This window comes from Sphingobacteriales bacterium (assembly GCA_016719635.1).
Classification (GTDB): Bacteria; Bacteroidota; Bacteroidia; order Chitinophagales; family JADIYW01; genus JADJSS01.
Genome location: JADJYT010000001.1, coordinates 544,619 through 556,697 on the forward strand (window position 1 = coordinate 544,619; position 12,079 = coordinate 556,697).

The window sequence follows — 12,079 nt, forward strand, 5'->3', positions numbered from 1 at the left end:
ATACGGTTGTTTCTTTCTGTAAATTTATAAAAAAGAAACCTAATCTCCCCTTATTTCTTGACAGGCAGTTTCAACAAGAAGGTCGGATCCTCCTTAACTTCTTTAACATACCGTTCAATATCATCCTTGAATGTTAGGAAATTGGAGATACCGAATCTTTGAAAAATAGCATCCATTCTTGTTAAAACAGATGTATTCACGGTATCCAGCTGTTGGCGTAACTCAAATAAAAAATTATCAACTATCCTTTTGCCCTCTTCTTCCGTATAGTGATTATTTTGTATCAAATCCTCCAGCAGTTCCTTGATTTTATCATTCGTAACAGCTGCTGTACCTACCGAAACGTAAATTGACTTTTTGATTAATTCTTTCATATAAATTCCCTATATCGTACAAATTTATAAACTTATCCGCTTTCAGCGGGAAAAACATATTAAGACTGAATTACTATTATCTTAACCATTTTACCTGCAAAAATTATTGAATTCACTAACTATTCAATAAATTTGAGGTTCTGATAAAAAAATATGCTGTTTCAAAAACGATGGACATATCTGGAAGTTGACGATATACTCGTCAGTGAATTGCAAAAGCAATTAAAAATTCATCCGGTAATCTGTAAATTATTGGTATTGAGAGGTATAACTGACTTTGTAGCAGCTAAAGATTTCTTCAGACCCAGTTTGTCAAAATTGCATAATCCCTTCCTGATGAAGGATATGGATCTGGCTATCGGGCGCATTGAAAAAGCTATCCAGGGCAATGAATCGATTTTAATTTACGGGGATTATGATGTGGATGGAACCACTGCCGTTTCATTGGTCTATTCATTCTTCAAAGAAATTTACGAAAAGGTAGGCTACTATATACCGGACAGATATTCAGAAGGTTATGGGATATCCTTTCAAGGGATTGATTTTGCCGCTGAAAACAAGTACAGCCTGATTATCGCATTAGACTGCGGAATCAAGGCGTTGGATAAAGTGGAATATGCCAAAGCAAAAAATATAGACTTCATTATCTGCGACCACCATTTACCCGGCGATACACTTCCGGACGCGGTTGCTGTATTAGACCCGAAAAGAAAAGATTGCAGCTATCCTTTTGATGAGCTGAGCGGTTGCGGGATTGGCTTTAAGCTTATTCAGGCTTATGCCGAAAAAAACAATATCCTTTCTGAAAAAATATACGACCAGCTCGATCTGGTAGCCATCAGCATTGCATCTGATTTAGTGCCGATTACAGGTGAAAACAGAATTCTGGCTAAATTCGGTACAGACAGGATCAACACCAATCCTCGGGCAGGTATCAAAGCGCTGATGAGTGAATTGAAATTAAGCAGAGATTTAGACATCACCGATTTGGTATTTATCATTGGTCCAAGAATTAATGCTGCCGGCAGGATAGCACATGGCTCTGAAGCCGTTACCCTGTTAATTGAAGACGATTATGAAAAAGCCATTGAGAAAACTAAGAAAGTACAGCAAAACAATACCGACCGCAAGACATTGGATAAAGATATTACGGAAGAAGCCTTCGCCTTGATTGATAATGACGAAGTCATGATAGCCCGCAAATCCACCGTATTGTATCAGGAACACTGGCACAAAGGGGTGATAGGCATTGTTGCATCCAGGCTGATTGAAAAATACCACCGTCCTACAATTGTATTAGCTGCTTCCAACGGGAAAGCGGTTGGCTCCGGCCGTTCCGTTCCGGGGTTTGATTTACATGAAGCTATTGAAGCGTGCAGTGAACATTTGGTGCAGTTTGGCGGACATAAATACGCGGCGGGATTAACGATAGAACTCGACAAGATAAATGACTTTTCCGTTCAATTCGATAAAGTGGTGAGCGAACGGATTTTAGATGAACAATTGATTCCGCAGATAGAAGTGGATGCGGAAATCGAACTGTCCGACATCAATGAGAAATTTTTCAATATCGTCGAACAGATGGGACCATTCGGGCCGGGTAACATGCGTCCGAATTTTGTCACGAAAGATGTATATGATACAGGATACAGCAAAGTATTGAACGGTAACCATTTAAAACTGAATATCCTGAAAGACGGACAAGACCCCAGAAACGGTATTGGATTTGGCATGGGAAATCATATGAAAATCATGCAGTCAAAAGAAACCTTTGATATCTGCTATCAGATGTATGCCAATATCTGGAACGGACAAACCAAAATAGAATTCAAACTGAAAGACCTGCGATAATGATTTTACGCGCCGAACACTTAGTGAAAACATACAGCAAACGAAAAGTAGTAGACAATGTTTCTATTGAAGTGAATCAGGGAGAAATTGTAGGTTTATTAGGCCCTAACGGAGCCGGAAAAACCACTACATTTTACATCACCGTTGGATTGGTCACTCCAGATGCAGGGAAAGTATACCTGGACGATAAAGACATCTCCAAAGTTGCCATGTACAAACGGGCAAAACTTGGAGTGGGTTATTTACCACAAGAAAACTCGGTATTCCGGACTTTAAGTGTGGAAGATAATATCCGGGCGATTCTGGAATTTACCGACCTTACAAAAGCAGCACAAAAGGATAAGCTGGAAAGCCTGTTAGATGAATTCGGACTGAAACATGTGCGCAAAACGAAAGGCAAACTGCTGTCCGGAGGGGAGCGAAGGCGAACGGAAATAGCACGTGCACTGGCCTCCGACCCCAAGTTTATCCTGCTGGATGAACCGTTTGCAGGCATCGACCCGATTGCTGTAGAGGACATCCAGCATATTGTAGAAAAACTTAAATTTAAAAACATCGGAATACTCATCACCGACCATAATGTGCAGGAAACACTTTCTATTACTGACAGAGCTTACCTGTTATTTGAAGGCAGAATCTTAAAACAAGGCACTGCCGAAGAATTAGCGTCAGACGAACAGGTTAGAAAAGTATATCTTGGCCAAAATTTTGAATTACGGAAGAAGTAATTACCTCAATAATCGCTCATCAAAGCAAAAAGATTGTTTCGATAGTATCTTTACTTTATTAAAATTTTTATGATCAGGATTAATTAAAAAATTAAATTCTTCATTTATTACAACTGATGGAATTTTTAAAAGTAAGGATGAATTTCTTTTTATCCATTCATCTCCAATAGATTTAAAACTACTGCTTAATCCGTTATTCTCCACTTCATTTTTTATAACGTTATATCTAATTTCTTCGAGACTGTTTTCCGGCAAACTTATGGACACAATTGAAAAATCCATCGATCTTACATTATTAATAGGCAAATGTACTAAAACCTCTAAAGCCGCCAGTGCTCTTGTAGAAGAAGTATATAATATCGGGTAACCCTTACTATTCCATCTTCCGCCATGCATCTTTGCCCCTATCCCACTTAAATCATTTGAATAAAGGGTATTGCAGATTCTGAAGACTACCATACTGAAGATTGGAGATTATGCAAAAACACCATGTTCAATTCGTCCTAATTCATCTTCCAATAACTCGAAGCCAAAAATGGTGTCTAAGAATGAAATTGGTTTTTCGTTCTTAAAAATAAGCACCGGTGATTTCATCCATTCTATAAAATTATCCAAAGTACCAAAAACTCCAGCTCCTCTTTCGTATAAGCGTTGTAATCTCAATGCTCGCTCAGATGATTCCGGATTGAGTAATTCTGACAAGGAATACCTTTGCAAGGTTCTCTCAGACAAATGTAATATGGATGCAATGTCTTTCAGAGATAAATTATATATTTCCGCTAATTGATTGATTCGGGCCATATCTACACCTGCCCTCGATTTATGTATCAGTAATCGGGCATCATCAAATAATATGGGTGAGATAGCGGAAGAAAAATCATATGAAACTTCTCTTTCCCTGACTTTCGGTGTTTTATCTTTTGATACTTTATAGGCGGCCGGTGATTTGACTTTAGGCTTCATAACGACATTTGTCACAAAAATAATACAATTTGTCGTAAAATGCAATTAATCGACAAAATGTTTCTCATTTTTCATAACGTTCTCCAATGTCCAGTCAATTTTCCTGACAAAGTCCCCTTTTCTGTGTGAACAATCTGATTTATAACAACTCTTACAGGATTTAGGCAAACAGGGATCGGCATGAATAAATGTTTCCAGATTATTGGGAATTGTTTCCTGGATGTTTTCTTCCACTAGCTTTAATTCATTGTGCACTTCGTGGGCATTAAAGAACCACGGAATGGTAGTATGACAGTCTATATGTATTTTTTCTCCAAACTTAATTATTCTGAAATTATGAATATCAACCCAGTTTTCACGGCGGTTTATATTCAGGTGTATAATTACTTTACTGAGCAAATCAAAATCAGCTTCATCCATAATGCCTGCTACGGAATGTTTCAGAATTTTGTATCCGCTATAAATAATTACAGTACCCATCAGGATGGCAACGATATTATCCAGCCAAACTAATTTGGTCAGTACAATCAACCCTAAACCAATAAGCAGACCCGCAGATGAGTAGGCATCCGACTTCAGATGTTCCCCGCTGGCAACCAGTGTCAGGGAACTGTTCCGCTCTCCGCTTTTCTGCGCCATCCATCCCATTAAAAAATTGACAGCCCCCGATATACCGATTAACAGAATACCGATATCCAGGCTGCCGATTTTAATGGGAACAAAAAAATTGTAGGTTGCCTTTATAATCATACTGATGCCTGCTGCCAAAATCAGACTGCCTTCAATGCTTGCAGAGATAAACTCAATTTTACCGTGTCCATACGGATGATCTTCGTCATTTGGCTTTGAAGCGAGATATAAACTATACAAACCAAAACCACCTGCTACAATATTGATAATACTTTCTATGGCATCTGTCAGTATCGCATTGGAATTAGTTTTAAAGAAGGCAAAGAATTTCATACAAAGCAGCAAAAGACCTACAACAAGCGTGAAAGCCTGCAAGGCTATTTTACTGTTGATTTTACCTGAAGTTTGAACAATTGGCATAAAAAAATTCGTCGGTTAGTAGTTTCTTTCCGTAATGTAATTGACCAGATTGATCAGTCCTGTCTTTGATTCAGAATCATTAATCGTATAGATGATATCGAAAGCGCGTTGTTTATAGGCATACATCATCTTCTCAGAATATTCAATACCGCCTTTTTTATGGATAAACTGGATCAATTCATTGACTCTTTCTTTATCTTCATTGTGATTCTTAACCGTATTGATTATCCATTTCTTTTCAGATGCGCTTGAATTATTAAGGGTATATATAAGCGGTAAGGTCATCTTTCGTTCTTTAATGTCAATTCCTCTCGGTTTGCCGATATCCGCCTCGCCGTAATCAAACAAATCATCTTTTATCTGAAAGGCAATGCCTATATTTTCTCCAATCTGGCGCATCTTTTCTATCAGTCCGGCATCTTTTGTTGTTGAAGCTGCGCCTACTTCGCAGGCGGCTGCAATCAGGGAGGCTGTCTTATTTCTTATAATTTCAAAATACACACTCTCATCAATATCCAGTTTGCGGGCCTTTTCCATCTGCATCAACTCGCCTTCGCTCATTCTTTTTACCGCTGTGGAAGTGATATGCAGCAAGTTGTAATTATGCGTATCTAACGCCAAAAGCAATCCTTTGGATAAAAAATAATCCCCCACCAAAACAGCAATCTTATTTTTCCAGAGCGCATTGATGGAAAAAAAACCGCGCCGTTCATAGGCATCATCCACCACATCATCGTGAACGAGGGTGGCGGTATGCAAAAGCTCCACCAGCGAGGCTCCGATATAGGTGGACTCCGTCACTTCACCGCACATCTTCGCTGCCAGAAAGATAAACATCGGGCGAACCTGTTTGCCTTTCCGCTGATAGATATAGTAATTGACTTTATCCAACAGCGCTACATGGCTTCGCATGACATCACGGAATTTCTGTTCAAACAATTCCAATTCTCTGTCAATCGGAGCTTTTAAATTATCTACGGGGTTACTCAACGATTGTTTATTTTTGCTAAAGGTAAACGTTTAATTCGTAAACACAATATACAAACTTTCATACATGCAAAAGACAGCACTGACCATAAACGGCTCAAAAGGAAAACCGATTACACTAGATATCACCTATACTAGAAATGAAATGGAAAAACCGATAGTTATATTTTGTCACGGATTTAAAGGATTTAAGGACTGGGGGCATTTTAACCTGATCGCTGAAACCTTTGCACAAAATGATTTTGTATTTATAAAACCCAACTTCTCCTACAACGGAACAACAACAGAACAACCAACAGACTTCACTGATTTAGAAGCTTTTGGAAACAATAACTTTTCAATTGAGCTGGACGATTTAGGGTTGGTATTGGATTATCTGGAGGCAAATGCAGTTATTTTCGAAGGAAACAATCGTCAAATATATTTAATGGGGCATAGCCGTGGCGGCGGAACGGTTATCTTGAAAGCAAATGAAGACAAACGTGTAAAAAAACTCGTCACCTGGGCAAGTGTAAAGGATGCCAATGATTTCTTTGCAGGGCTGGATTTGGAAAAATGGAAAAATGAAGGAGTCATATATACGTTCAATTCCCGCACAATGCAGAACATGCCATTATACTACCAGCTATATAAAAACTATAATACCCATAAAGAACGATTAGACATACCGAATGCCTCGGCAAAAATTATCATTCCGTGGCTGATTCTTCATGGCGGCAACGATACATCTGTTCCATATACCGCTGGTCAGCAACTGCATCATTGGAATTCCGGAAGCAAGTGGGTTTTAATAGAAAATGCAGACCATACATTCGGAGGTAAGCACCCCTGGCATGAGAATCAACTGCCGAATGACAGTAAAACTGCTGTTGAGGAAACCATTCATTTTTTAAAGAAAGGATAGCGGATTATTTTCCTTTCAACGTATTCAGCCATTTCATCCATTTGCTTTGAATAGCAAGGATATTCTCCATTTTTGTATCGCACCGGATATTTCCGAATTCATTTTTTGTCAGTCGTTTTAAAATCCAGCTGGCTCTTCCGCAAACTCTAAAAACATCATCGTCTATCTGATAATTGTAGGTATTCTCCTTTAATTGCCCGGTCTTCACCCTGCACCAAATCGTAACATCAAAAGCATTGGTCAGTCCGATATAGGTAGTATCTGTCAGCGCATTTATTAATTCAGGAATAAAAGTGCAAAATCGTGCACTGTCCATTGCCATCCAGAACGGGCAACGGAATAGTTTTTCATAATCAGCTTCATAATAAATAAAATGTCGAATCTCATCCGGCTTATAGTTGGTTATTTCGTTCAATGCATTATCTATCCGCATACCGTAAGCAACCTTACATTCACTGTTTACCGTTTTGATTTGTTTCTGAAATCCTGCAGGCATTAATTGAATTGCCAGGTAAGGTTTATGGGTAGCCTGAGCACATGAAAAACCCATTAAATAAATCACTAATAACAATAAAGATTGCTTCGTAACTCGCAATGCTATCTTATTATTTTTTAGGCGGATTATTTCTGTTAGGATTGTTGTTAGCATTGCCCTGATTATTAGGTCGTGGCGGACGATTTTGATTTTGTCTGTTTGTGTTATTCTGCGGCTTCTGCTGCTGATTCGCCGGTTTATTCTGCTGGCCTTGCTGCTGATTATTGTTCTGCGGCCGGTTCTGCTGATTGCGCTGCTGCCCTTTTGATTTGTTTTTGTGATGATGTTTTTTATCTTTTCTGTCCAGACTTGCAAGCGAAATATGACCGACCACATCTGCGAATTCAAGCACCTCTTCCACACCGGCTTTTTCTTCCACTTCCACTAACTCGGTGATGTCAGCCGGTCTTTTGCCGTTCGCATTCATCTCCAGAATCATCTTAACATTTTCGAGTGAAATGGGATAAAATGTGCCGGATCCTTTCACCGTATAAAACATCAGGCCTTTCAAGATATCGGTTTTCATCAGACGTGCTTCGCCCGTTTCTAACTGTAAGGTTTCCGCTTTTTCCGGAACATCTCTCAATGCATCCAGGTAAGTATCTAACTCGTAATTCAGGCAACACTTGAGCCTGCCGCACTGACCGCTTAATTTAGTCTGGTTGATGGATAAATTCTGATAGCGGGCAGCTGTTGTATTCACCGTTTTGAAACTGGTTAACCAGGTAGAGCAGCATAACTCCCGTCCACAGGAACCAATACCGCCTACAATTCCCGCCTCCTGACGTGCACCAATCTGCCGCATTTCAATTTTCACCTTAAATTCCGCCGCGAGCACCTTAATCAGTTCCCTGAAATCCACTCGGCCATCAGCCGTATAATAAAACGTAGCCTTACGGCCATCAGCCTGGTACTGTACGTCTCCCAGCTTCATATCGAGACCAAGATTGCGTGCCAATACCCTGGCTTTCAACATGGTTTGCTTTTCTTTGGCACGAGCCTGTTCCATCAGGTGCAGTTCATTATCTTTTGCAATACGCAAAATGGAACGAATATCTTCAGAGCTTTCTTTGACCCGTTTCTTTTTCATCTGCAGGCGCACCAATTCACCGCTCAATGTAATCTGCCCCAAATCATAACCCTGCACCGCTTCAACTATGACATAATCACCGGTATACAGGTCAAATCGTTTATCATTCCGGTAAAACCCTTTTCGAGAGCCATTCTTAAAGCTCACTTCATGAATATTGTATTTGGCAAAAGGGTCAGCTGTAATATCGCTGAGCCAGTCATGTACTTCTAATTTGGAACAGCCGCCTGTCGCGCAATGTCCGTTATTTTTACAACCGGTAGGCATACCACCTACGGTTCCGCAACTATTACAACTCATTTTTTATCTAGTATTGAGTAGTTAGTATTGAATAGGCAGAAACCATCTCAATAATAACTGAATATGAACAATTAATTCCAAAACAACATTTCCATAGTTTTTGTATCCATGCAAAGTTATTATGACAAAAATACAGGAAAAAACGGGATATTCAGAAGCTAATTATACGCAAATGTTAATCTTTCGTCCAAAGTATTTGATTCATTTTCAATGACATATCCATTAAAACAAATTTAGGGCTCACATTTCGCTCTATTTCGTAATGCTTTTGATTGATTAATTCCACCAGCTTAGAAAGTTTATGGAGGCTGATATATTTGTCCAAAGCTTTGGAAATCACCACCTCTTCCTCGGTTAATTTAGCTGCTGAAGATGACACATATTTGGCCTGAACCGTTTCCCGGACAATATGTAACAGGTACTCTAAAAATGATTTTAAATTTTCCCTTCCTATTTTAGACATTTCTTCCGTCCATTTCAATAATGACCCGGCGTTGGTACTTTCGCGGATGCGGATGGTATATCTGAAAAAATGGGTCAAACGAATGGTGTCTATAGATGAAGAGGCTTCGGTCAGCTTAACCGCTTCCTTGTAATTGCCATCTGCCAGGTAGGCGATATGGGTGGCATTTTCCCTGGGGATTCCTTTTCTCAATAAGGCTTCCGCAACAGACACATCATCAATTTTATTGATTTTTACCAGCTGGCAACGGGATAATATAGTTGGTAAAATCGCCTCCTGATTTTCGGCAATCAGTATCAATACGGTTTTTGCCGGTGGTTCCTCCAATAGTTTCAGTAAAATATTCCCTTCTTTTGCCAATGCCTCCGCCATCCAGATGATTTGGATTTTATAATCCGCTTCAAAGGTCGTCAGGCTCAGACCCTTTAAAATATTCCGTGCTTCATCCGCTGTAATATTTCCTTGCTTATTTTCCGCACCGATGTATTGCAGCCATTCCAGTTCATCTATATATGGCTGATTCAGTGCCACTTCTCTAAACTCTTTTAAATAATCGATACTGGTTTGTGGTGATTTGTGCGAAGGATTTTTATTGACTACCGGGAAGGAATAATGTATATCCGGGTGAATAAGTTTCTGAGCTTTCATACAGGCGTTACAGGTACCGCAACTGTCCGTTTCACCTTTATTTCCACAAACGATATATTGCGAAAAAGCCAGTGCCAATGGCAGGCCGCCTGCTCCAGGCTGTGCTAAAAATAATTGCGAGTGCGGAATCTGCCCCGACCGGGCAATTTCCATTAAATGTTGTTTGACTGACTGCTGACCAATTACTTTTGAAAAAAGCATGCCCGAAAATAAGGATTAAAGATGAATGATAATTAAGATAGCGATGTTTATGTTTGAACATTTTACAATTATCAACAGTTTAGTTATGACAAATAACATTTAACTTTATAGAATGAATAAAAAAGTAGCCGTAATCCGCCGGGCTAGTTTCAATGCCGCCCATAAACTCTGGAACGACCAATGGAGTCCTGAAAAAAACAAGGATGTATTTGGATTGTGTGCCAACGAGCATTTTCATGGGCATAATTACACGTTGGAAGTGAAGGTGACCGGCGAAATTGATTCTGAGACAGGTTATGTCATCGACCTGAAAATCATCAAAGACATCATCCGGGATGAAATCGAAGAGCGATTTGACCACAAAAACCTGAATCTTGACACGGAAGAATTTAAGAATCTGAATCCGACTGCAGAAAATATTGTAGTGGTCATTTATGATATCATCCGTTCCAAACTGGATGTTAAATATGAACTGTTTATCAAACTCTGGGAAACGGAAAAGAATATGGTGGAATATCCATGTGCCTAATCATGTATTTTCGACAATCAATTTTGCCGCCCGCTGGGCAGCGCCCTTCTCTCCTATCTTTTCGATTAATTTAAAGTAATCCAAGGGATGAGGGGAGTTTAATAACCGGGTGAGTTCTGCAGTAATTTTACCTATCGAACAATCCTGCTGAATCAGTTCTTCTACTATCTTTTCTTCTGCAATCAGGTTGGGTAAAGAAATGAACTGCACTTTCGCCAGTCGCTTTCCAATCTGATAATTCAACCAGGATGTCTTATAAACCACCACTTGCGGCACTCCGAACAATGCCGTTTCCAGCGTAGCCGTACCACTGCATACAACCGCAGCCTTCGAATGTTGTAAAACCTCGTATGTTTTATCAAAAACAATTTTCACGTTTTTCGGAAGTTCGGCGGGATATAAATACGCTAATCTTGAGACACCTGTTATTACAAACTGTTCTTCATGAAAATGAATGGCCGTTTCGAGCATCACAGGGAGCAAATTTTTCAATTCCTGTTGCCTGCTGCCAGGCAATAAGGCGATGAAAGACGGGACCGGTTTGGGAATTTCTGTTACATCAATAACATCCAATAACGGATGTCCGACAAAATATGCCTGCGAATATTGATGTTTACGGTAAAATGAAACTTCAAAGGGCAGTATGCACAACATCAAATCAACATATCGTTTTATCTTTTCAGCACGGCTTTCGTTCCATGCCCAGACTTTCGGCGAAATATAATAGGCGACTTTATACCCCTGCAGTTTGCACCATTTTGCCATCCTTAGATTGAATCCGGGATAATCAATCAAGACAACTATATCAGGCTGAAAAGAGAGTATATCATTTTTTACTTCTGTAAAGTTCCGGCGGATGGTACGGAGATATCTCAATACCTCATAAAACCCCATAAAAGACAGCCGGTCCAGTCCAAACAGCATTTTTACACCTTCCCGCAGAAGCATATCCCCTCCAACACCTCTAAAGGCAGCCTCTTTATCAAGTTTTAGAATTTCTTTTACCACATTACTGCCATGTAAATCACCGGATGTTTCACCTGCTATAATGTAATACTTCATACTTACCTGGGTAGATAATGGTTGACTTAGTATAAAAACTTTATAAAAAGCATTCCGCCAATATAAATGAGTGAGGCAAAAAAAACACCTTTACACAAATTGAATTTCTTCAATAAGTTGAATAAAAAGAAGAACGGTAAATTGATGAATACACTCACTTTTATAAAAGATGGTAACACTGCTAAATCTCTGGCTCCATTTACATATTCATCCCATGTGTAGCCGTCAAATTTCACCAGATAATAGAGTACGAACATGAACATCGGCAATATCAATCCGATAACGAATCCGATGATGGTCTGGTCCATTTTATCCAACAATCGTTTTGGTGCAGATTCAGTATTCATAAGAGGTTTGTTTTAACAATACGATATAAACGGTAAATGATGTGTTC

At 39.4% G+C, this 12,079-nt stretch carries 14 protein-coding genes; 4 read left to right on the forward strand and 10 right to left on the reverse strand.

Annotated elements, in window-relative coordinates; translation table 11 throughout:
* Positions 1-50: 50 nt before the first annotated feature.
* Positions 51-374 carry a hypothetical protein gene (locus IPM95_02500; GenBank protein MBK9328186.1) on the reverse strand — a complete coding sequence of 108 codons (324 nt, stop codon included), beginning with the start codon at positions 372-374 and terminating at the stop codon, positions 51-53.
* Positions 375-527: 153 nt separating this feature from the next.
* Here IPM95_02500 and recJ point away from each other — a divergent pair, with 153 nt between their 5' ends.
* Together recJ and lptB are read left to right on the forward strand one after the other, a co-directional pair.
* Positions 528-2,225 carry a single-stranded-DNA-specific exonuclease RecJ gene (gene recJ / locus IPM95_02505; protein ID MBK9328187.1) on the forward strand — a complete coding sequence of 566 codons (1,698 nt, stop codon included), beginning with the start codon at positions 528-530 and terminating at the stop codon, positions 2,223-2,225.
* Positions 2,225-2,953, forward strand: a complete 729-nt coding sequence (gene lptB / locus IPM95_02510; protein MBK9328188.1) for an LPS export ABC transporter ATP-binding protein — start codon at positions 2,225-2,227, stop codon at positions 2,951-2,953. The genes recJ and lptB overlap by 1 nt, the downstream gene beginning before the upstream one ends.
* On the opposite strand, the gene IPM95_02515 is transcribed toward lptB, so the two are convergent.
* From IPM95_02515 to IPM95_02530, 4 genes are read right to left on the reverse strand one after another with little or no spacing between them, the layout of a single operon-like run.
* Positions 2,954-3,412, reverse strand: coding sequence for an RES family NAD+ phosphorylase (locus IPM95_02515; GenBank protein ID MBK9328189.1), 459 nt, complete (start codon positions 3,410-3,412; stop codon positions 2,954-2,956).
* Positions 3,413-3,427: 15 nt separating this feature from the next.
* A complete protein-coding gene (locus IPM95_02520) occupies positions 3,428-3,916 on the reverse strand; it encodes a DUF2384 domain-containing protein (GenBank protein MBK9328190.1) in 489 nt (162 codons plus the stop codon).
* Positions 3,917-3,961: 45 nt separating this feature from the next.
* Positions 3,962-4,966 (reverse strand): cation transporter, encoded by a 1,005-nt coding sequence (locus IPM95_02525; GenBank protein MBK9328191.1) that lies wholly within the window; start codon positions 4,964-4,966, stop codon positions 3,962-3,964.
* A 15-nt stretch (positions 4,967-4,981) separates the two neighbouring features.
* Positions 4,982-5,878, reverse strand: coding sequence for a polyprenyl synthetase family protein (locus tag IPM95_02530; GenBank protein MBK9328192.1), 897 nt, complete (start codon positions 5,876-5,878; stop codon positions 4,982-4,984).
* Positions 5,879-6,020: 142 nt separating this feature from the next.
* On the opposite strand from IPM95_02530, the gene IPM95_02535 reads away from it, so the two are divergent.
* Positions 6,021-6,857: an alpha/beta fold hydrolase gene (locus IPM95_02535; protein ID MBK9328193.1), complete on the forward strand. Its 837-nt coding sequence runs from the start codon at positions 6,021-6,023 to the stop codon at positions 6,855-6,857.
* Between the two features lie 4 nt (positions 6,858-6,861).
* Here IPM95_02535 and IPM95_02540 read toward each other — a convergent pair whose 3' ends face one another.
* The 3 genes from IPM95_02540 to IPM95_02550 form a co-directional block, all read right to left on the reverse strand.
* Positions 6,862-7,353, reverse strand: coding sequence for a hypothetical protein (locus tag IPM95_02540; GenBank protein MBK9328194.1), 492 nt, complete (start codon positions 7,351-7,353; stop codon positions 6,862-6,864).
* A 109-nt stretch (positions 7,354-7,462) separates the two neighbouring features.
* The gene (locus IPM95_02545; protein MBK9328195.1) at positions 7,463-8,782 is read right to left on the reverse strand and encodes a hypothetical protein; all 1,320 of its coding nucleotides are present in this window, start codon (positions 8,780-8,782) and stop codon (positions 7,463-7,465) included.
* A 175-nt stretch (positions 8,783-8,957) separates the two neighbouring features.
* Positions 8,958-10,094, reverse strand: a complete 1,137-nt coding sequence (locus IPM95_02550) for a hypothetical protein (GenBank protein ID MBK9328196.1) — start codon at positions 10,092-10,094, stop codon at positions 8,958-8,960.
* 112 nt (positions 10,095-10,206) lie between these two features.
* Between IPM95_02550 and IPM95_02555 the strand changes: the two genes are divergently transcribed.
* On the forward strand, positions 10,207-10,623 hold the full coding sequence (locus tag IPM95_02555) for a 6-carboxytetrahydropterin synthase (protein MBK9328197.1): 417 nt from the start codon (positions 10,207-10,209) through the stop codon (positions 10,621-10,623).
* Here IPM95_02555 and lpxB read toward each other — a convergent pair whose 3' ends face one another.
* Entirely contained in the window at positions 10,624-11,685 is a 1,062-nt protein-coding gene (gene lpxB, locus IPM95_02560) for a lipid-A-disaccharide synthase (protein ID MBK9328198.1), read from the reverse strand.
* 26 nt (positions 11,686-11,711) lie between these two features.
* Positions 11,712-12,032: a hypothetical protein gene (locus IPM95_02565; protein ID MBK9328199.1), complete on the reverse strand. Its 321-nt coding sequence runs from the start codon at positions 12,030-12,032 to the stop codon at positions 11,712-11,714.
* Between the last annotated feature and the right edge of the window lie 47 nt (positions 12,033-12,079).